Raw genomic sequence first — 20429 nt, forward strand, 5'->3', positions numbered from 1 at the left:
TTGAAGTGACCCCCTAAATTTAGACGCGGTTTTTTTATGAGACAGCTTTCGAGGCATGAGTTCTATATTGTATCGGACTCATGCCTTTTAGTTTTGTCTTTATACGTGTGTGATTGTAGTAGTCAATATATTGTTCAAGTTCTTGCTTGAAGTGTTCGATGTTCTCAAATTTTTTTAGGTATAGAAATTCAGACTTTAAGATACCAAAAAAGTTCTCGATAACTGCGTTATCGTAACAGTTACCTTTTCGGGACATAATCTGTGTAATCCCACGCTTTTTTAAGGCGTGTCTATATTGCTTCATTTGGTAATGCCATCCTTGATCAGAATGTATCATTGGTTTCTCCTCTTCATTTAAACGGTTGAACGCCTGATGAAGCATCGTTGAGACGAGTGAATAAACAGGTCTTGAACCGACTGTATAGGTAATGATCTCACCATTAAATAGATCTAATATGGGCGAAAGATAGAGCTTCTGACCAAATAACTTGAACTCCGTTATATCTGTGACCCATTTCTCATTTGGTCTATCAGCTTGAAAATGCCGAGCCAAAATATTAGGCGCTATTTTGTTCACTGTGCCTCTGTATGAACGATATTTCTTCACTCGGACCATGCATTTTAGCCCTAGAGCTTTCATGATGCGCTGGACTTTTTTGTGATTCACCTTTTGTCCCCGGTTGATTAGTTCATCACGAATCCGGCGATATCCATAACGTCCTTGATGTTCCTGATAAATGGTTTGAATCATCTTTTTCAGTTCGACATCCTGATCAGGACGGTCTAAATGCTTGATCAAGTAATAGTAGGTACTGCGTGGAATACATGCGAGCTTAAGAAGTGATTTCACCGGATATTGATGCCTTAAATCATAGACTACTTGCGCTTTGTCTTGTTTGGTGATTGTTCCTTGTTTTGAACTAAGGCATTCAACTTTTTTAAATACTCATTTTCCATGCGCAAATGTTCTACTTCTGCCTGTAACGCTTCCATTGATCCTTTCGTTATGTCTTGTTTTCCAGTTTTCTTTTTCATAGACGGACGCCCCTTTTTCTTAGATTGAAGGGCGTCTACTCCTTGTGTTTTCAAGATGCGCTTCCAGTTCCAAAGCGTGGTATCAGAAGGCAGGTTAAAGAGTGCAGCTGTTTCCAAGATAGACGTCCCATGTTCATTCATATAATCAAGTACGTCTAGTTTATATTGGACTGGATAATTTGTATATGACTTTGAAAAAGCTTTTTCGCCATGATATTGATACTTTCTGACCCAATATTGAAGTATGCTTTTGTGCACGCCAATCTGTTTTGCAATTCCAAGCAGGGGTTCGCGGTCAACGAGGTATCGTTTTACAGCTTTGATTTTATCTTCAATTGTAAATTTAGCCAAAAGAAAAGCACCTCCAAATGTTAGACTGTGTCTAATATTTGGGGTGCACTTCAATTTCACTTGGGCGGCCTTTAGTGCTATTGAAACAGGACATGCATCAGCTCATCAAATGTCTTTGCATGTGTCAAGGATTGAAGGCGGTCAGGACTGTCTAACAAATCGACAGCTTGTTCAAAAAATTGATTCATGCAGGCAGCGTCATCTTTCTGAATGGCTAATAAGAAAATCAGAGATACTTGATCTCCCTGCCAATCAATCGGCTGTTTCAATCGTGCAATTGCCACGCAGGAGGTGCCTTCATTTGTGATGAGCGGGTGAGGCATTGCAATTCCCTTGCCAAGATAGGTCGATGACATTTGCTCCCGCTCCAGCACGGAGGAACGAAAAGAAGATGAAACAAGCTGATGCGCCTCCAGCCGGCTGCAAAGCGTATCTAATACCTCTTCTTTGCTGGAAAGGTTCACATCCAACAAGGTCAATCGTTCTTGGAAAAAAGCCATCAGCTCCTGCGAAGGGAAACTGTGTCCGTTTAACAGGTGAATGACCTCACTCACACGCTGGACATCATGATGTTCAAAAAAAGCATTCACTTGAATGATTGGTTTCCCTTTTGGTGCGAGAGGTACGGTTGTAATAATCACATCACATGGCAAAGTGGTGCTAAAAGCGTAATCCTGATAAGAATAAAGCTCAACAATCTCAAGCTCATGTTGAAAGGCCGCCTTCAATTTAATTTCAAGCAGCCGTGCCGTTCCTAGTCCAGACCCGCATACAATAATGGCCCTCTTTTTTTGTGAGGTGTCAAGATGACTTCTTTCAAATGAAGCAGCAATATGTAAGGCAACATATGCAGCTTCATCTTCATTTGGCGTCCGCACCAGCTGTAAGGCATTGAGTCCGCTGACAGCCAAATCAAACGGATAAGGATAAGAAGTTTTGATCTCATGCAAAAGCGGATTTTGTAAAGACACGCCGTATTGAATTCGATTTAATAATGGCTTCATATGCAGCATCAAATCTTGACGCAGGATATCGTCATCTACAAAACGATGACCGCTTGTTTTTTCAATGTGCTGGAGAAATCGTGTCACCGCCTGACGCACTTCTTCTGTCGTTTGGTGCTCATCGATTTCTTTCCACGTTTGATTCGCTAAGAGATGCATCACCAAGTAATCTGTTTCATCCTCTGATAAGGTGACGTGAAACGTGTCACTTATTTGATGAGTGATCTTTTGAGCGATTCTTGTTAACACTGGCGGTCTTTGTGTGTGAGTGGTACTGGCGGGTATCCGCTGTTTTTTTTGCGTTTGCTGAATGGCAATCGCTAAGTGAATCACTAAATTCTTTAGGGCAATATCTTTAATGAGCAGTGATTCTTGATATAGATTTGTCAGCACAATGGATCGAATGGTTTCAAGTGAAATGTCAGGGAAATGAAGCTGTTCCCGCTCAGTTATATGAGATAGGGCGGGTTCTTCTTCAAGCAGTAAGTCTGCGTAGCACGTCCTTTTTTGCAATTCGTCTCCGTCTACTTTTAAGCCAAATCCGGGCTTTGAGACAAGGGTCATACCGTAACGGGCTAACAGCTCCCGTCCTTTTTTTAAATCACTGCTGACCGTCATACGGCTGATGAACAATTCTTCTGCTAATTGATCAATTTTTAAGTAGTCTGATTGAAGCAATAGTTTTCTCATCATAAATCGTATGCGCTCTTCTGCCATGACGGGTACGAGAGAGCGGGCAGGAAGCTTTTGCTGATGAAGCCAAAGCAGGAAAGCGTCTTGGTCACTTGTTAAGAGCGTATACCCTTTCCCGCGGATGGTCTTGATCATGGCTCCAGCTTGTGTTAACAGTTCGTTTGCTTCTTTGATTAAATTGCGGATGGAGCGGTCAGATAAGCGAAAAGAGGCAGTGAGCTCCTCCAGCTTCACGAACCCTTTCGTTTCAAATAGCCGCTGAATGAGCTGGTAGGTTCGAGTATCTGCCGTCATCATCATTGCGCTGCTCCTTGTTCTTTTAAGGCATCAGCTCCAAGGGCGATGGCTCCCATTAAACCAGATAATCCGTCAAAGGAAGGCTTTGTGACGATTTCATTTAATGGCTTTGGTAATTGTAAGTAACCATGAAGGCGCTCGTCTGTTTCTTCAAGGATGAGCGGCAGCAAGGCCGGCTGTTTCATGACACCTCCACCAAAAATAATGCGTTCTGGTGACAGGGTGAGTAATAAAATTGCGGTCATTTGCCCGAGATAATAAGCTTGAAGTGACCAGGCAGGGTGTTCCTCTGGCAGCATTTGTGCCAATGTATGATAGCGGCCTTCTATGGCAGGTCCCGATGCTAGTCCCTCTAAACAATCATGGTGGATCGGACAGCAGCCCCCATAGGTGTCATGAGGGTGGCGCTGAACGGTGATATGTCCCATTTCTGGATGAAGCAGTCCGTGAATGAGGCGGTTTTCAATATAGGCACCGCCGCCGATTCCCGTCCCAACCGTGATATAGATCAAGGAATTTGGTCTGTCTGTTTCTGTTGAAAAACGAGCTTCACCGAGCGCCGCACAGTTCACATCCGTATCAAGCTTCATAGGGAGACCGAGTGCTTGTTTTAAGGTTGAGAGTAATGGAAATTGGCGCCAAGCTGTTTTGGGTGTTTCGAGAATCGTTCCATAGCTGGGGCTGTGTTCTTTTACATCGACAGGTCCGAATGCGCCTATGCCAATCGCATCAACTGGATGCTCTGTAAAGTATTCGATCACTTGCCGGCATGTTTCTTCTGGGTTCCCTGTTGCAAAGGAAGTCATATGTTCAATCGTTCCGTCTGTTGTTCCGTAGCCGCAGACAAATTTTGTACCGCCTGCTTCGATGCCTCCAATTCGCATGATCAATGCCCTCCATTAAAGAGAGGCGGAATCCAAATGGATCCCGCCCCTACATGTTCATTTTTTCTTTACAATGTAGGTTTGTACCTGACAAGGTGTGAGCGGTTCAATGTGTAATGATCCATGTTGTGCTTTCAGTATATGTCCTTCAGGTGTTTCGCCTAAATTCGCTGTTTCTCCATGTTGTAGAGATGAACTATTGATTGAAGCGGCTGTTTGACGTGTTAAATATGGATTGAAGAGACGAATGACAATGCCTGTTCCATGCTCTTCTTTTTTCAAAGCGCTTAGAACGACCCCGTCTGTCTCAATGTCAAGCAGGCTATAAGTAGATTGTAAGTCTTCTTTTTCATCTCGGAAAGAGAAAATTAAACGACCGTTTAAAAAGTCTGCCCGCTCGTAGCACTGAACCGGGGTGGTGTAACGTTTAGCAAGCTGAGCCAAGTGTCCTTCATTCACCGCTTCTTGGCTATAGTGCATGCCAAAGGAGAATGATAGCGATCCTTGAAGCTGGGCGTCAGGTGTTTCTACGATTTTTTCTCCAGAAGCCCGGCCAGGACGATAAAGAAGGTTTTCTTTCCCCATTTTTCCGAAACAGCGGAAGAGTGTGTAAGCAATGGTTGTGTAGCCCGCGCCTGTGATTTGGTATTCTCTGACGCAGTCCGTCAAAAGAGAGACACCATATGCTTCATCGCGAAGTGCAACAAATGATTGCATGGGTTCAATGGTAATCGGTTTTTCTTCCCAATGTTCATTGTTCCACCATTCTAGCTCTTGCGTCAGCTCCGTTGGACGTTCGATGGTGCCAAACTGTTGATCGCTGAGTGATACGTTTGATGCAATACCTGTATCAAAGAGTACCCGTAGACGGTGGTCTAGCGCATGGTTGTCAACATTTACATGAAAACGGATGACCGCTTCATCTTTATTTAAAGCCACCTTCGCTGTGATCGGAAGGGAAGTCGTCACCTTTTGCTCCGAACGTTCCTCTAAATCATATGGGACAGTCAATTGAAGCTTGATGGTGAGCTCTTCCTGTAAACTGCTTTTAGATACGGTGATGTCAGCTGATGAGATATCTTTAGACGATACATAATGATCCTCACGCGGTGGTGAATAGTTATAAGAATCCCCATCATCTCCGTTGTCTTCAAAGATCATTTGCTCAGAGAAAGTTCGTCCGGTCTGTTTATCCGTAATTTCTAATGACCCATTGTCATTTGCTGCAATGCGGTAAAACGTATTTTCAATGACACGACCTTCTGTTTTTTCCAAAATGGATTCACTAAATTCATCGAACACCATGCTGACTTGTGTATAACCAACGGATGGCAAGTCGACTGCTTCAATGAGTAAAACAGCTTTCCATACTTGCTTTGGCATGTACACCTCTTTGCTTGGGTTAAGTGAAATCTGCTGTGCTAAGACATAATCTGTCACATCGGTTTTGCTTTTGACTGTGTAGTGAAGAGTTCGTCCATCAGCGTCTTTTAGTGTAAATGGACGTTCTGTGATAAAGGTTTCGACTTCAATGACTTCAGAGCGCTTTGAAGGCAGTGTGTTAAATAAAGTGAACGTGATTTCTTGCTCAGTTTGCAGCCGGATGGCGATGAGACGCATGTGTAAGTCCACAAGATTCTCGGCGATTTCCTTTGCCTGTTTATAGCGGAAGAAGACATCTTGATTCGTCGTATCACTGTTACAGCCACCAACGCTATCATGCGCTGCATTTTCAAACATGAGGTACCAAATATCACGTACGGTGTCATGCGGATAATCGTGTCCGAGAGAATAGCTGATTGTAAGGATCGGCTCCATCACATTGACAAGATAGTTTTCAATTTGATTGTTTAAGATTTTCAAATCTGCTCTTGTTGAAAAAATGGACTTATGAATTCGCATATGCTTGGCATGAATGAGCTCTCCTTCTAATGTCTCAAAAGAAGTCCGCTCTTTTTTCACTGCTGCAATGTAGTCTTCTAAACTGCTGATTTGATAGTGGTGCTCGTCTATTTCATTGGCTTTTTCTAATAAGTCAGGCAGGTTTTTACGAATAGGCGCCTGGTCAAAGCCATTTGGGAAATAGACATTCTTTGTCGTGGCTTTTGCTTGCAGCGCCCCGATTTTTTCAGAAAGAAAGGCTTGCAGGTCTTCATCCTTTTCAGGAATATTTCCTCCGTAGTAGTAGCCAAATGGCAGATTCACTGCAAACACTTCACTGCCATCAGCCCCGCGCCAATTAAATTCTGTGTGATTCGTCATATGATCAGAAACGCCGCGCCAAAAGGCTGTGTCGACAATACCAAAGCCTTGATAAATTTGAGGCATTTGTGCAGATTGACCGAAGGAATCAGGGACATAACCGACCTTCATGACATGTCCAAACTGCTGACAGCGCTCAATCCCATATTGCAGGTTTCGTACAATCGATTCCCCAGAAATAACGAGCTGATCCGTTTGTGTATACCACGGACCGATGATGAGGCGTTTTGCTGTGACGAGCTGTTTGATTCGATTTTCATCCTCTGGGCGCCATTTTAAGTAATCATCTAGCAAGGATGCTTGTGCATCGAGCATGAAGTAATGGAACCGTTCATCTGTTTCGAGGGTGTCCAATATGTCCATTACGCTTTTCATTAAGTAGATACGGGAGCGGGAGGTGGTAAAATACCATTCCCGGTCCCAGTGAGTATGTGGAATCACATGTACATTGACAGTCATTGTGTAACGACACCTTTCTTTGTTCAAATTATCCTTCTAGCACAAGGTCAAAATCATCTTCTTCTTTCTGCTTCTGATCATGTTCTGGCTTTTGGGGTTCTTTTTTCTCAGAGAAGTTCACAAGCAAGTTGGCGCCAATTCCAATAACAAGTGCGCCAGTTAGCGCGCCGATTAAATATGCCCACCAGTTTCCTACTGAGAAGAATCCGTATAGTCCGCCAATTGGCGGCATAATGTCATGGACACCTAATAAGGCAGCGACTCCGCTTCCAGCAGCACAAGCGACGACATTCAGCGGAATCAATTTCAAAGGATTGACGAGTGTAAAGGGAATGGCTCCTTCTGTAATCCCGATAATCCCCATCACAAGGCCGCCTCGTCCGGCTTCTCTGAAGGTAGGAGAGAAGTTGCGTTTTCGAATTAATGTCGCAAGCCCATATCCTAGCGGCGGAATGACAATCGCGATATTGACGAGAATGGCAGGAAGATAGACACCTGATAGGAAAAGCGCGTTACCAGCCATCCAAGCTGATTTATTCACTGGGCCGCCAAGATCAAAGCCAATCATGGCGCCTAGAATGAGAGCAAGTGCGAGTGTACTTGTTCCATCTGCGACCATGCCTTTGATCCATTCAATTAATGCGGTGTTCAAAGCCCCTAATGGACCGCCTAGCAGAACGGACATGAGAAGTCCGGTTAAGCCAACAGTAATGAGCGGTAAGATGAGCAGAGGGACGAGTCCAGCTGCGGAGCCTTGAATTTGAATTTTTCTTTTCACAAAGAGAGCGACATATCCGGCAAAGAAACCTGCAATGACGGCGCCGATAAAACCAGCATTTGTTGAGCTGGCAAGAGCTCCGCCGATAAAGCCGGCCGCAAGACCTGATTTATCCGCAATCGAATAGGCAATAAAGCCAGCGAGCAGTACGTTCATTAAGCCAATGCCTGTCCAGCCAACCTGTTCCATCAAATAGGCACCATGTAAAATGCCGCCTGCATCTTTATAGGCGTTTAAATCTGACACACCAAAACCTAACCCGACTAGTTTGGCTAAACCAACGATAAGTGAAGCTCCGATGATCACCGGAAGAATATAAGAAATACCGGTCATGAGGTGGCCTTCAATGACTTTTAATTTTGCTTTCATTCTGCTTTGCTCCTTTCTATATGGCATTGCTCTTGTTTATTGGGATTCAGATTTTTTCTTTTCAACCAGCGCAACGGCTTTTGTAATGATTTGCTCGGCATTTTTTAGGGCGCGTCCGATTTCGACACGAACAGTAGGAATACCTGAGAAGCGTTCAGCGTCGTTAATGTGCTGATTGGAGGCGATAATGCAAAGGTCTGCCTGCTTGGCTTCCTCTGCTGTAATGCCATTCACCTGTCCCATAATTCCTTGCTGTTCGATTTTAATCTCGTGTCCAAGCTGTTTACCCGCATTCTCTAATGCTTTTGCTGCCATTGGTGTATGAGCTAACCCTGCTGGGCATGAAGTGACACCGACAATTTTCATTGTGTAATCCCCTCTTTCAATTGTTGTTCAATGACTTCGTAATAATAGTCTGCTGTTTGACCGGGTTGAATCTTTTCGATGAAAGCAGGCTCCATTAAACTTGTGGCAATGCCAGACAGTAATTTGAGGTGTGTGACATTGGCCTCTTCAAGTGGAACGAGCAGTGTAAATAAATAACTTGTTGGCAAATCGTCGAAGCTTCCCCATTCAATGGGTTGTTCAAGTTCTAAAAAGAGAAGTGAAGCCGTTTGAACAGCAGAGCTTTTTGTATGAGGAATCGCAAAACCTTGCTGAAGTCCTGTTGAGACTTCGTCTTCGCGTTTCAACAAATCTGTTAATAACCCTGACTGATCGTTTGTAATGTGAAGGTCTTCAGCTTTCTCGGAAATGTATTGTAAAATCTCATTCTTTGATCGACCGTTTACTTGTGTAAAAACATGATCTTTTTGGAACAAGCTGATCCCTTCTCTCTTGTTTGTTAAGCGCTTACAATTTGATTGTAATGTACTTTTCGACATGGTTAAATAGCATCATTTTCCGTTTGAAATGGCAAAAAGTTTATGAAGCGATCAGACTAGCCATCTGAATATCTCAAATCCTAGCTTAAAACGAGTTTAATTATGTCAAAAATAGATTCTACTAAAAAGGATTCTGTGATATTCTTCCAAAATATTGTAAAAGATAAGGGGGTCTTTTCATGTTTAAAAAGCAGGTCAAATCCTGTGTGGTTGTACTCATGGCCATCATTCTATGTATGGCTGCATTACCTGGGTACGAAGCATCAGCAGTTAGTAAAGGCACAAGTGTCAATGAAGCCATTGGGTTGAAAGATGGTGAAGTCATCTCAGGTACATTACAGAATGAAAAAGAAGAGTCATGGTACCAAATCACGCCATCTGCGGATGATGTGGCAAAACATACACATATGCAAATTTCTGTCAAAAGCAAACAAGTGTTATCTGTATCGGTCTACCCAAGTAAGGATAGAGCGATAAAGGATGACACTTATTCGAGATATCGTGTGGACACAGCAAGTGGAGAGACAGAAATCAACTTCCCGCATGCATGGTCAGGTCCTTACTATGTCAAAGTGCTGTATTTAGGTTCAGAGGAAGACAGTCGTGATGAGGAAGAGGATGCAGCATATACAATCGGGTATAAAGGTGCGGATCTTCCGCCATCTGAACCGATTTTTCCTGAAGAAGAAGAACCAACGATCATCATTATTGAGAAAAAGCATGGACGTGAAATTCTTCAATCCATTCGTACGATCGAAGACAAACGATTCAATGAAACAGCCGATGGTCAGAAGCTTACACGTCTGCTACAAAAAACAAAGCCGTTTCTCAAATCTAAACTCATCAACAATCAAAAAAAGCAGCAAACGGTGTATAATCATTTGTTTACATTGAAATCATTGCTAAATGACGTAGAGAAAAATGGTGCATTCAGCGGTCATATCGTCACAGAGAAAGAGCAACAGGCAATCCGTTCCCTTTTTGATATGCTCAAAGAGGCGAGTCCAGCCTATTTAAAAAAGGAATTAGAAACAGTGGGGCAAAAAGTAGGAATCGATCAGCTTGAAGGAAAATCGATCGGTTATGTCCTCGAGAAACAAAAGCTTGTTCCAGAAGAAAAGGTCAACACAAACAAAATCATCTTTAAATTAAAGGATGGACAAACACTTCAATCCGCAAAAAAGAAGATGAAAAACTACGGAATTCAAGAAAATCGTGTGACATCTCAATCAGTAAATCCTTTATTTAAAGGAATGTATGTTTATGATGTACCGGCAGGGAAAGAATCAGCTGGCAAAACGCTTAAAGCAGGCAAAGCTGTGATCAAAAGCACGGCGAGAAAGCTTTCTAGTATGCCAAATGTTGAATTTGCAGAGCCTGTACAAACGTATCGTGCCCTCAGCAATGACGCGCAGTATGGTTATCAGTGGCCGCTGAAAAACAGTGCGCAGAACAGTGGGAAAAAAGGCGCTGATGTGAAGTTTGAACAAATGAATACATTGATTGGCACAAGCAAAATGAAGCAAACGTTAATCGCTGTTGTGGATACAGGTGTCGACAGCCGTTTGTCCGATTTAAGCGGAACGGTTCGCACAGACTTAGGTGCCAATCTGATCGGCCGTAATAAAGATGCAATTGATGACAATGGCCACGGTACCCATGTGGCAGGTATCATTGCAGCAAAAGCCGACAATCATTACTCCATGGCAGGGCTGAACCAACATACAGGTATCATCCCAGTCAAAGTACTGGATGCGTATGGAAATGGAGATACAGAGCATATTGCTCTTGGCATTAAACATGCAGTGGACAAAGGTGCAAAGGTCATCAACATGAGCCTTGGCGGCTACTACAGCAAGGTCATTGAATATGCGATGAACTATGCTGCACAAAAAAATGTATTAGTGGTAGTGGCGAGCGGAAACGATGGCATTCCAGAAATGGGTTATCCTGCGACTTCCAAATACGCCATGGCAGTTGGTGCAAGTAATCGCATGGATATTGCCGCTGAATTCTCAAGCTATGGGAAAGGATTAAGCATGTCTGCACCAGGGTCTGATATCCCAAGCTTAATGCCTGATGGGAATGTTTCATACCTGAGCGGGACATCGATGGCTACACCGTATGTTGCAGCAGCAGCAGGATTACTGCTTTCTAAAAATCCAACCCTGAAACCAAATCAAGTGAGAAATATTTTACAAAATACAGCGGATGATATTTCATTTAAAGCTGTTGATGGAACAGATGACGTTTTCTATGATGAAAATGACGAGCCTGTTGTCGATCCGAAAATTCCGGGTATCGATTGGATGACAGGACATGGCAGACTCAATGCTTTTGCCGCGTTAAGTGCTGTTGAATTAAACGCATCAGTTAACAAAGTAGAAGATCAGCATCAAAAGGTGACAGGAAAGGCGAAAGCCGGCGCTGCCATTTCTGTATATAGAGGCAAAACCCTGCTTGGAAAAGGCACGGCAAGCAAAAAGGGAACCTTTAGTGTGAAGATCAAGCATCAAAACAAAAATAAAGTGCTTCACATCAAGATATCAAAAGGAAAGGCTGCGACTTCGCTCAAAACGGTCGTGAAAAAGGGCAAAGCGCCAGCTAAGCCAAAGGTGAATCGAGTAACAGTGAAAAGTAAAACGGTCAAAGGAACTGCGGGTGCAGGCTTGACGATCAAGGTGAAGAACAAATCAAAGAAAGTCATTCAAACGGTCAAAACCAATAGCAAAGGCGCATTTACGGCTAAAATCAAGCCGCAAAAAGCCAAAACCGTCTTGTATGTGACGGCTTCAGATGTGAGAAAAAGAGAAAGTAAAGCAGTGAAAGTTGTTGTGAAAAAATAGTCTTGTAGCTTCCCTTTTGAATAAAAAGGGGAGTTTTTTGTTTTTTACTGGAAAAATGACAATAACTGTCGATAGTAATATAGTAGGAAAAAAAAGGAGGATTTATCGATGAAAAAAATCATGTTTGCTTTCTTTCTATCATTGCTTCTCGTCTTCCCAAGCTTTGCACATGCAGAGGAAACAGGAGCAGTACCAGCATCCGTACAAGTAACAGGCGTCACAGCAGCAGACGGTGGTATGGTCAATTACGGTTCTGGCAGTAAATATCGTGTAGGTTCATATTATCCAGCTACTTTTAAAGGAACATTAAAGGACACAAGTGGTCAACTCATGGCGAATCAGCCAATTCAGCTTTATTTTGAAGCAGCAATCAAATCATATGCTCAAACAGCGACAGGTACAACAGACGAGAATGGACAATTTTCACTAACGATTCAAGTTCCTGCAGGTGCAGGCTACCGTACATACAATAATGCAGGCTGGTCTACACATTACTACGATATCGTTCCAGTGACTTTCACTTCAAACGACATCACGCTATCTTCAAATGTGACAAGTGTGTACCATTTGGCATATACATCACGTTACTAATCTGCTAGAAGAGGCGACTTGGCGCAAGCCCTGTCGTTTTCATAGAAAAAAGGATGTCAGTTAGTGACATCCTTTTCTTTTTGTTAGCAAACCTGCTGGGCGGCAACCGAAAGAGTCGATAAACAAACACTCATGAGCCGTTTCTCCCAGATTCGATCGAGCGTTGAGCTTTACATCTTGAGCTTTGATGGATAAGAACTTTGAATACTTGAGCTTTCAGCTTTGAACGTTCAGCTTTGAGCTTTTATCATGGATCATCCTAAGATGATCATCAGATGAGGAGGGAATGACCTTTCCCTCGGAGGTGTTTAGTCCTATCGATTTTCGGCTCACTAACAAAATCGACTAGTCGATCTGTATTTTTGTCAAGGTATTGCTTTCTGACAAGGAGAAATCCACTTCCATTTGGAAATCTTCAATCTCTTTCGAAAGCTGTTCAATCTTCACTCGAAGACGAAGAGGGTCAATGATCGCCGCCTCATTTTCAGCTAGGAATGACTTGACGATCTCTTGGTTGGCAGCGGCTTGTGTTTTTCCGTCTTTCCCAAATAGTGTTTCTAAATGTTGATCCAGTCTCTTTTTCACATCCTCATTGATTTGTTCTGACCGGTCAACCAGCTCTGTATAGACCTTTTTTAATTTTCGTAAATAACGAATATCGTAATCTATGGATGTCTTGCGTTCAATAGCTTCTGCTACGGTCATGCTAACACCCGCCACCTCAATCGTTGTCGTAGCATTCGACACAACGATGGCTGATTTAATGGCATTTCGGCGTTTGATTAATGCTTGAATCGATTGGTCATCTGCTTTTGCCTTTTTTTCTACTTCTTCTTGATTTTGAAATCCGTTCTGTATATGTTTCCCGATGACCAAGCCACCGAGTACAGCTTCATCAATTGTTCGGTTGATTCTTTTATCTAACATTTTCAGTTCACTTAATGCTCTTGTAATGGTCATTTCCATATTAAAAACAGCTCCCTTGATTCGTCCTGAAAATCATAGATTCCTATCATATACCAAAATGTATTTGTTTTGCTAGTGATATCCTTTTTTGGGACAAACAAAAACCCTGGTGCTATACACCAGGGTTTTCTCGTTTTTTCTGAATCCATGTTGTCACGTAATAGGCAGCATAGCAGAGTGCGATAAAAGGGATACCGCAGATGAGAGCGATGCGCTGATTTGGATCAAAAGCAATGCCGATCACAGATGCAAGGCATAGGAGGAAGGCAGCAATCGGAACCACCGGATAGAGCGGGGTTCGGAAAGATAAATCATGAAGCTGTCCGCCATCCTGTAAGAATTTTTTGCGAAACATGAACTGTGAAGCTGCAATTCCCATCCATACAACAACAACGGCGAGTCCAGAGATTGAGACAAGAACCAGATACACCGTTTCAGGTGCGATGACACTCGATAGCAAAGAGAGAATGCCTCCAATCATACTCAAAATGAGTGCATTCAAAGGAATTCCCTTTGACGTCAATTTTGCCAGCTTTTTAGGTAATGTTCGTTCTTCAGAAAGGGACCATAGCATACGAGATGAGGCGTATAGCCCTGAGTTTGCAGCAGATAAAATCGCTGTCAGAATGACAAAATTCATGAAATCTGCCGCATAAGGAATACCGATGCGGTCAAATACCACAACGAAAGGACTTTTGATCACTCCGGCTTCTTCTACTGGAATTAAGCCGGCTAAGACCACGATCGTTCCGACAAAAAACAGGACAAGACGTAGCACAGTCGTGCGAATCGCCCGGGGAATGGTCTCATCTGGATTGACACTTTCGCCCGCAGCAATCCCAATCAGCTCAGTACCCGAAAAAGCAAAATTAACAGCCAACATGGTCATTAAAATCGGTAAAAAGCCGTTTGGGAAGAGACCCCCATCTCCAGTGAAGTTAGAGAAGAACGGAGCGGCCTCACCGCCTTTTAGTGGAATCAATCCAAACATCGCGGCTCCGCCAAGGATAATAAAGAGAATAATAGCCATGACTTTAATGCTAGAAAACCAAAATTCCGATTCTGCAAAAAATTTAACTGTAAAAGCATTGAGTAAAAAGATGAGAAGTGCAAAAACACCGCTCCACATCCAAACCGATGTGTCTGGGAACCAGCGCTGCATTAAAAGACCTGCCGCTGTAAATTCTGAACCAAGTGCCACGGTCCATGTCAGCCAATAAAGCCAAGCCACTGTATAGCCAGTGCCGGGCCCAATGTATTTTGTTGCATATGTGTGAAAAGCGCCTGTAACCGGCATTGCGACAGACAGTTCACCTAAACAGAGCATCACGAGGTACACAATTAATGCCCCAACCAGATAAGCTAAAATCGTTCCCGCAGGTCCGGCCTGATTGATCGTATATCCTGAACTTAAAAAGAGTCCTGTGCCAATCACGCCACCTAAAGAAAGCATGAACAGGTGACGGCTGGTCATTTTTCGTTGATATTGTTGTGACTGATCTTTTGCTTGTTCCATGTCTTCCCGCCCTTTTGCTTAGAAGTATGTGTGTTGAGTCATGATGCTACGATGTTGCCTGTTTTAAGATATCGGTAATATCCTCTGGTGTCGTCCGGCAGCAGCCGCCGATGATTTGTGCGCCGTCTTTATACCATTGCTGCGCACATTCACCAAATGTATGGTGAGACGTATCTCCGCTCCAAACCTTTTCTTCAGGATCATATAATTCCCCTGAGTTCGGATACACGACAATCGGTTTGCTCGTCCCTTTTTTCATCTCCTGAATAAGAGAAGACATATATTGCGGTGGTGTACAGTTTACGCCAACAGCAGCGATCTGCTCATATGGCTCGAGTGCTTGTACACAGTCTCTAAGTAAATCTCCTTCACTAATGTGCCGACCATCCTTTGCACTAAATGTAATCCACGCATATACACCGCTGAACTCATCCTCCAGCAGTTTAGCGATGGCGATTGCTTCAATGAGACAAGGGATGGTTTCACAAGCGAGAATATCTGCACCAGCCTCTACCAATGCTTGAATTCTTGGTCTGTGAAAATCAATGAGCGCCTGTTCTGTGAGTCCGTAATTTCCCTTATATTCTGAACCATCAGACAAATAAGCGCCGAAGGGCCCCACAGATCCAGCGACAAATGGTTTTGTCCGCTCTTTACGTTGTGTCTCATCCTGCCAAAACTGCTCGCACGCTTCTTTTGCTAACGTGACAGATCGTTTCATTAATTCGATGGCTTCTTCTTTTGTATAGCCTTTTTCAGCAAAGCCATCAATTGTCGTTTGGTAGCTGGCTGTTGTTGCACAGTCAGCACCTGCTTGGAAGTAGTCCAAGTGTACTTGCTGAATCAATTCTGGCTGTTCAATGAGGATTTTGGCTGACCATAAACTGTCGTTTAAATCACAGCCCTTTCGTTCAAGCTCCGTTGCAAGTGCACCATCTAAAATCAAAGGTGCGTGAGCCTGTAAACGGCTTTGAATAGGATTCATATAAATCAAACAGCCTCCTTTGTCGATCGGAAATAATGGATATGATATGAGGCAGTAGTTTAAATGACTAAAGTGTTTTTGTCAAGGAGAGGAATAAGCATCATATGACGGAAAAACCCTGAAAACATGCGGGTTTGAGTGCATAAACATACAGTTGAAATAATAGAAAACCAAGTCATTGACAGCCTTTAAAAAGAGATATATATTATGGAAAGGTTCATTTCAGAAAGCTTCATCAAAAGGCGCCGTCTTTTGATTTTTATTTTGTCCAACGACTGTCTTCTTTCGTGCAGAAAGAGGGTTTTTTATATGCTTAAAAAAAGGAGGAAAGAAGAAATTGAAAAAATGTGTAAAAGATATTGCAATGATTCTAGTTGGTTCTTTTTTATTTGCTGCAGCTGTGAACATGTTTGTCATTCCACTTGAGTTTGGTGAAGGCGGCGTAACGGGGCTGTCCATCATTTTCTACTATATGTTTGAGATTGCGCCGTGGCTGACAAACCTTGTGTTGAATGCGATTTTATTACTTGTGGGGTATAAATACTTGGACAAGAAGACCACGATCTACACAGTGGTAGCTGTCGCAAGTAACTCTCTATTTTTACATTTGACCACTACATGGGTGGTGAATGTCCATGAATTGATCATTGGTTCTATTTTCGCTGGGATCATCATTGGGATTGGTATTGGTCTTGTTTTAAGAGCGGGCGGTACAACAGCGGGATCTGCCATTCTTGGTCGAATTGCGAATAAGTATCTAGACTGGAACGTGAGCTACGCCATCTTGTTCTTTGATCTGATCGTTGTTTTTGCTTCTTACTTTATTATTGGTGCGGAAAAATTAATGTTTACGATTGTGATGCTGTATGTGGCGACTAAGGTGATGGACTTCGTCATAGAAGGGCTTAACACGAAAAAAGCGGTCACGATTATTTCTACATGCAAAGATGATATTGCAGAAGAAATCAATCACACCTTGGATCGAGGCGTGACCATTTTAAACGGTCGAGGTCACTATTCGAAGGAATCGAAGGAAATTCTCTATGCGGTCATTCAAAAACAGGAGCTGATGCGTTTAAAGAAAATCATTAAGAAAATTGATCGAGACGCATTCGTTGTTGTCCATGACGTGCGGGATGTGTTTGGAGAAGGATTTGTGAATATATAAAAAGTAAAAAAAGACACCTCCACTATAAAGTGGCGGTGTCTTTTCATATGTTGAGTGATCTTATGTTTAAGGGACTATTTTTTCAAGGTATCATCTTTTTTCTCGTTACTTTTCAGAAAGAAAAAACGTATACACTCAGCAATGGCGGCTCCCAGCACAAACAGGATGATGGGTGTAATGGTAAAAGGTTGTTTGAAGATGAACAAATACACGATATAACACAAAGTTAGTGTAATGACTAAAGTGAGATAATTACTCCACATTTTTTTCAAGGTTATCAGCTCCTCGTTTTTTAAGGTCTACCATTATTCGGTATTGGTTGGGTTGAAAAGAACTAGCCACTTTCAGCTGTTCTCATCACTTTAATTCGAGTTGAGTGTTCGTAAAACTTAGTATGATGATCATAAGGATAAGCCATTGTGAATGAACTTCTTAATTCCATAAAATTCAGCTTATCCCTTTAAAATAAAGAGATTAAATGAGTTGTTTCCTAATTTATTGATATTCGTTCTTGTTTATGTTTGTTGTTTACAATAGACACACGCTAGATTTATCTTGATCAGGTGAAGCCTTGAAGAAAGAGAAACTTCCTGTATGAATATTTATAGGGACGTTGAGTGTGAAAAGTTGCTAAATATACCTCTTGTCACATTATACTATGTATTGTATAGTATAAATGGTTAGGAGTTGTAATCATGAATGCACAATTAAAAAAAGGTTTACTTGAATTCTGTGTACTGGCGGTATTAAAGAAAGGCGATTCCTATGGTTATCAAATGATTAAAGATATGTCCCATTGTATTGAGATTTCAGAATCGACATTATATCCGATATTAAAGCGGTTAGAGCAAAACAATTATGTGGAGACCTATTCACAGGAACATAACAGTCGATTAAGAAAATACTACCGGATGACAACAAGTGGCCGTGAGCATATGGCACAGTTTTTAGCGGAATGGGATCAAGTGATGGCGATTTACGACTTTATTTCTGGAGGACAGAGCAATGAATAAAAAAGAATTTTTAGCCAGCTTGGAGAAGCATCTGCATCGTCTAGGCGAAAAAGAAAGTGATCGGTTCATCGAGTATTACGATGAAATAATCGAGGATTATCAGGAAGATGGCTACAGTGAACAGGAGGCAGTTCATCAAGTCGGTCAGCCTGCCATTATTGCTGAAGGGATTCTGAAGGAACAAGGAATCAAAACCATTCAGGTGCCGACGTTTGGAGAAAAAGCCACAAGACTCTCCATCCTCATTTTAGGCTTTCCGTTATGGGGCAGCATTCTAGCAACAGTCTTCCTGCTGTTTCTTTCTGTGTATATGGTGATTTGGTGCATTCCACTCGTGACAGGTACAATGACGCTAGTTGGTCTGCTCGGCGGTTTTTGGAGCATCATTGGTTCTCCGTTTATCTTTCAAGACGGTTTGCATGTGGTGGTGACGCAGATCGGAGTTGGTATTCTTCTATTAGGTGTCGGATTATTAAGCGGCATAGCCACGGCGTATTTGACAAAGCTATTTGTGCAAGGGACTGTTCAAACCACTAAGGCATTCATGGGAATGTTTAAAAAGAAGGTCGTGAGAGTATGAACGTGAATGATTTAAAAAAGCAATGCATCAAATGGGGGATCATCTTCACCGTTGTTGGAGGCATGATCATGGCAATTGGTTTTGGACTTTCAGGCTTTGACCTAGATGCATATCAAAACAATGACCAGAACAATGTGTTCCGCACGATCAATTGGAGCAAGCCATAAATGAAAGACCCGCTTATGCGGGTCTCAGCGTGTAGACAAACCCTCGCATTCGGTGTCAGTCCTGCGCTTCGGTGCTCACGAATGTCAAATTCGCTCCGCGCCGGTACTCGTCTTTCCTAGAATTCAAAGGTTTTCTATCACGCTGAAAAGAAGACAAAGGGCTAAAATCAAGTTCATTTTAGCCCTTTGTCAACAATCTGCGACCCGCTTATGCGGGTCTTTTTTTCGCTCTGGCAACAAAGAAAAAATAACAGCAAAGTGCGCCAAGGTCACAGAGCATAATAATCAGCCCCATGGGAAAGGCAGTCTGGCTTCCAGCTAAGCCGACAAGGGGTGTCATGCATGCGCCAAGAAGCATTTGTGCCACACCGATGAGGGCAGCGGCACTTCCAGCATGTGCGCCGTGATGCTGCATCGCAAGAGACGGTGCAGACGTGCCGACAATCCCAACGCTTGAGACCACAAAAAAGAGCGGAATGAGGATGCCATAAAGTCCTGCATCAATAGAGATCATTACACACAAGGTGACGCCTCCTAAAGCAGCTGTCAGCAGCCCAATGCGAAGAACTTTCTCCTCACCAATTTTCGCAGCAACGCGGGCAAATACTTGTCCGGCTGTGATGATGCCAAGACTATTCACCGCAAAGGCAGCGCTGAAGCCCTGCGGAGAAAGGTTGAAAATCTCCTGCAATACAAACGGTGATCCAGAGATATACGCAAACATGGCGGCGAAGACAAGTCCTTGTGAGAGAGCATATCCGACAAAGAGTCGATCGCTCGCTAGAATTTTCATCGCACCTAGGATCTGTTTGAAGCCTCCAGTCTGTCTACGTTCCACAGGTAAGCTTTCTTTCAATGAAAACATCGATCTTAGGAGCATGAGCGCCCCGAGGATTCCTAGCAGAACAAACACCCCCTGCCACGTCGTGAACCGTAACATTTGTCCGCCCACGATCGGTGCCGCTGCTGGAGCCACTCCGTTGACTAACATGAGCAAAGCAAAGAATTTCGTCATTTCTGAGCCTTCATAATGATCTCGCACGATGGCTCGTGCAATGACAATGCCTGCTGAACCAGCAAGTCCTTGAATCAGCCTTAAAAGAATGAATGTCCAAATTGATGTGACCACTGTACATAAAAGAGAGGCCGCAATAAAAATGATCAATCCAACCATCAGCGGCTTTCTTCTGCCAACTGTATCACTGATTGGACCTGCAATGAGCTGTCCAAGCGCAAGTCCAATCAAACAAGCCATGAGACTTAACTGAGACAGCGCCGTGCTTGCTTCAAAGTCACGGGCGATATTAGGTAAAGCAGGTAAATACATATCCATTGCCAGCGGTGCAAGGGCTGTTAAAGAGCCAAGAAGCGCGGCAAGGAGGAATCGATTTTTTTTCGATTCTTGGGGATAAGATAAAGAATTCATATGATGACACTCCTCGTATATGTCCTCAAATCAGCATAATGAATCAAGCTTTCCATTTCAATCAAAATTTTCAAAGAAAATTTCGTGCAAAATAATTGATCTTTAAAAGAAGACTCTTTACATTGAATGAGTAGAGAAAAGAATCAGATCATCGG

General features: G+C 42.9%; 17 protein-coding genes. 6 read left to right on the plus strand and 11 right to left on the minus strand.

Annotated features, from left to right (window positions below; all coding sequences use genetic code 11):
* Nucleotides 1-34: 34 nt before the first annotated feature.
* From ACTJKA_RS13080 to ACTJKA_RS13110, 7 genes are all read right to left on the minus strand, one after another.
* A protein-coding gene (locus tag ACTJKA_RS13080; RefSeq protein ID WP_440607764.1) for an IS3 family transposase occupies nucleotides 35-1386 on the minus strand; the annotation gives its coding sequence in 2 pieces (ribosomal slippage) (nucleotides 35-942 and nucleotides 942-1386; 1353 coding nt in all).
* A gap of 77 nt (nucleotides 1387-1463) precedes the next feature.
* Nucleotides 1464-3383, minus strand: a complete 1920-nt coding sequence (locus tag ACTJKA_RS13085; protein ID WP_050826881.1) for a BglG family transcription antiterminator — start codon at nucleotides 3381-3383, stop codon at nucleotides 1464-1466.
* Nucleotides 3380-4264: an ROK family protein gene (locus ACTJKA_RS13090; RefSeq protein WP_440607791.1), complete on the minus strand. Its 885-nt coding sequence runs from the start codon at nucleotides 4262-4264 to the stop codon at nucleotides 3380-3382. The genes ACTJKA_RS13085 and ACTJKA_RS13090 overlap by 4 nt, the downstream gene beginning before the upstream one ends.
* A gap of 57 nt (nucleotides 4265-4321) precedes the next feature.
* Nucleotides 4322-6985, minus strand: coding sequence for a mannosylglycerate hydrolase (gene mngB / locus ACTJKA_RS13095; protein ID WP_322536193.1), 2664 nt, complete (start codon nucleotides 6983-6985; stop codon nucleotides 4322-4324).
* Between the two features lie 28 nt (nucleotides 6986-7013).
* Nucleotides 7014-8132 (minus strand): PTS fructose transporter subunit IIC, encoded by a 1119-nt coding sequence (locus ACTJKA_RS13100; protein WP_017358746.1) that lies wholly within the window; start codon nucleotides 8130-8132, stop codon nucleotides 7014-7016.
* Nucleotides 8133-8168: 36 nt separating this feature from the next.
* Entirely contained in the window at nucleotides 8169-8498 is a 330-nt protein-coding gene (locus ACTJKA_RS13105) for a PTS fructose transporter subunit IIB (RefSeq protein WP_007498438.1), read from the minus strand.
* Nucleotides 8495-8953 carry a PTS sugar transporter subunit IIA gene (locus tag ACTJKA_RS13110; RefSeq protein ID WP_024719036.1) on the minus strand — a complete coding sequence of 153 codons (459 nt, stop codon included), beginning with the start codon at nucleotides 8951-8953 and terminating at the stop codon, nucleotides 8495-8497. The genes ACTJKA_RS13105 and ACTJKA_RS13110 overlap by 4 nt, the downstream gene beginning before the upstream one ends.
* 242 nt (nucleotides 8954-9195) lie before the next feature.
* Between ACTJKA_RS13110 and ACTJKA_RS13115 the strand changes: the two genes are divergently transcribed.
* Nucleotides 9196-11862 carry a S8 family peptidase gene (locus ACTJKA_RS13115; RefSeq protein ID WP_322536194.1) on the plus strand — a complete coding sequence of 889 codons (2667 nt, stop codon included), beginning with the start codon at nucleotides 9196-9198 and terminating at the stop codon, nucleotides 11860-11862.
* Nucleotides 11863-11970: 108 nt separating this feature from the next.
* The gene (locus ACTJKA_RS13120) at nucleotides 11971-12453 is read left to right on the plus strand and encodes a hypothetical protein (RefSeq protein ID WP_007498435.1); all 483 of its coding nucleotides are present in this window, start codon (nucleotides 11971-11973) and stop codon (nucleotides 12451-12453) included.
* A 345-nt stretch (nucleotides 12454-12798) separates the two neighbouring features.
* Here ACTJKA_RS13120 and ACTJKA_RS13125 read toward each other — a convergent pair whose 3' ends face one another.
* From ACTJKA_RS13125 to mmuM, 3 genes are all read right to left on the minus strand, one after another.
* Nucleotides 12799-13419, minus strand: coding sequence for a hypothetical protein (locus ACTJKA_RS13125; RefSeq protein WP_017360397.1), 621 nt, complete (start codon nucleotides 13417-13419; stop codon nucleotides 12799-12801).
* Between the two features lie 112 nt (nucleotides 13420-13531).
* Complete coding sequence (gene mmuP / locus ACTJKA_RS13130) at nucleotides 13532-14935, minus strand: S-methylmethionine permease (protein ID WP_008342173.1); 1404 nt, start codon at nucleotides 14933-14935, stop codon at nucleotides 13532-13534.
* A gap of 46 nt (nucleotides 14936-14981) precedes the next feature.
* Nucleotides 14982-15920: a homocysteine S-methyltransferase gene (gene mmuM, locus ACTJKA_RS13135; RefSeq protein WP_171464937.1), complete on the minus strand. Its 939-nt coding sequence runs from the start codon at nucleotides 15918-15920 to the stop codon at nucleotides 14982-14984.
* A 337-nt stretch (nucleotides 15921-16257) separates the two neighbouring features.
* On the opposite strand from mmuM, the gene ACTJKA_RS13140 reads away from it, so the two are divergent.
* The 4 genes from ACTJKA_RS13140 (at nucleotide 16258) to ACTJKA_RS13155 (ending at nucleotide 18848) form a co-directional block, all read left to right on the plus strand.
* On the plus strand, nucleotides 16258-17088 hold the full coding sequence (locus ACTJKA_RS13140) for a YitT family protein (protein WP_206752527.1): 831 nt from the start codon (nucleotides 16258-16260) through the stop codon (nucleotides 17086-17088).
* 695 nt (nucleotides 17089-17783) lie between these two features.
* The gene (locus tag ACTJKA_RS13145) at nucleotides 17784-18101 is read left to right on the plus strand and encodes a PadR family transcriptional regulator (RefSeq protein ID WP_017366535.1); all 318 of its coding nucleotides are present in this window, start codon (nucleotides 17784-17786) and stop codon (nucleotides 18099-18101) included.
* Complete coding sequence (locus tag ACTJKA_RS13150; protein WP_035703046.1) at nucleotides 18094-18681, plus strand: DUF1700 domain-containing protein; 588 nt, start codon at nucleotides 18094-18096, stop codon at nucleotides 18679-18681. The genes ACTJKA_RS13145 and ACTJKA_RS13150 overlap by 8 nt, the downstream gene beginning before the upstream one ends.
* Nucleotides 18678-18848: a hypothetical protein gene (locus tag ACTJKA_RS13155; RefSeq protein WP_170861584.1), complete on the plus strand. Its 171-nt coding sequence runs from the start codon at nucleotides 18678-18680 to the stop codon at nucleotides 18846-18848. Before ACTJKA_RS13150 ends, ACTJKA_RS13155 begins: the two co-directional genes overlap by 4 nt.
* 208 nt (nucleotides 18849-19056) lie before the next feature.
* Here ACTJKA_RS13155 and ACTJKA_RS13160 read toward each other — a convergent pair whose 3' ends face one another.
* Nucleotides 19057-20274 (minus strand): multidrug effflux MFS transporter, encoded by a 1218-nt coding sequence (locus tag ACTJKA_RS13160; RefSeq protein ID WP_024719029.1) that lies wholly within the window; start codon nucleotides 20272-20274, stop codon nucleotides 19057-19059.
* Nucleotides 20275-20429 lie beyond the last annotated feature (155 nt).

This window comes from Bacillus sp. 22190 (genome assembly GCF_052045575.1).
Classification (GTDB): domain Bacteria; phylum Bacillota; class Bacilli; order Bacillales; family Bacillaceae; genus Bacillus; species Bacillus altitudinis.

What these genes read in the sequence shown, in the direction of transcription:
- ACTJKA_RS13090 (WP_440607791.1), bottom strand. Translation starts at nt 4,264, where the DNA reads ATGCGAATTGGAGGCATCGAAGCAGGCGGTACAAAATTTGTCTGCGGC.
- ACTJKA_RS13105 (WP_007498438.1), bottom strand. Translation starts at nt 8,498, where the DNA reads ATGAAAATTGTCGGTGTCACTTCATGCCCAGCAGGGTTAGCTCATACA.
- mmuM (WP_171464937.1), bottom strand. Translation starts at nt 15,920, where the DNA reads ATGAATCCTATTCAAAGCCGTTTACAGGCTCACGCACCTTTGATTTTA.
- mngB (WP_322536193.1), bottom strand. Translation starts at nt 6,985, where the DNA reads ATGACTGTCAATGTACATGTGATTCCACATACTCACTGGGACCGGGAA.
- mmuP (WP_008342173.1), bottom strand. Translation starts at nt 14,935, where the DNA reads ATGGAACAAGCAAAAGATCAGTCACAACAATATCAACGAAAAATGACC.
- ACTJKA_RS13120 (WP_007498435.1), top strand. Translation starts at nt 11,971, where the DNA reads ATGAAAAAAATCATGTTTGCTTTCTTTCTATCATTGCTTCTCGTCTTC.
- ACTJKA_RS13125 (WP_017360397.1), bottom strand. Translation starts at nt 13,419, where the DNA reads ATGGAAATGACCATTACAAGAGCATTAAGTGAACTGAAAATGTTAGAT.
- ACTJKA_RS13085 (WP_050826881.1), bottom strand. Translation starts at nt 3,383, where the DNA reads ATGATGATGACGGCAGATACTCGAACCTACCAGCTCATTCAGCGGCTA.
- ACTJKA_RS13160 (WP_024719029.1), bottom strand. Translation starts at nt 20,274, where the DNA reads ATGAATTCTTTATCTTATCCCCAAGAATCGAAAAAAAATCGATTCCTC.
- ACTJKA_RS13150 (WP_035703046.1), top strand. Translation starts at nt 18,094, where the DNA reads ATGAATAAAAAAGAATTTTTAGCCAGCTTGGAGAAGCATCTGCATCGT.
- ACTJKA_RS13100 (WP_017358746.1), bottom strand. Translation starts at nt 8,132, where the DNA reads ATGAAAGCAAAATTAAAAGTCATTGAAGGCCACCTCATGACCGGTATT.
- ACTJKA_RS13145 (WP_017366535.1), top strand. Translation starts at nt 17,784, where the DNA reads ATGAATGCACAATTAAAAAAAGGTTTACTTGAATTCTGTGTACTGGCG.
- ACTJKA_RS13155 (WP_170861584.1), top strand. Translation starts at nt 18,678, where the DNA reads ATGAACGTGAATGATTTAAAAAAGCAATGCATCAAATGGGGGATCATC.
- ACTJKA_RS13115 (WP_322536194.1), top strand. Translation starts at nt 9,196, where the DNA reads ATGTTTAAAAAGCAGGTCAAATCCTGTGTGGTTGTACTCATGGCCATC.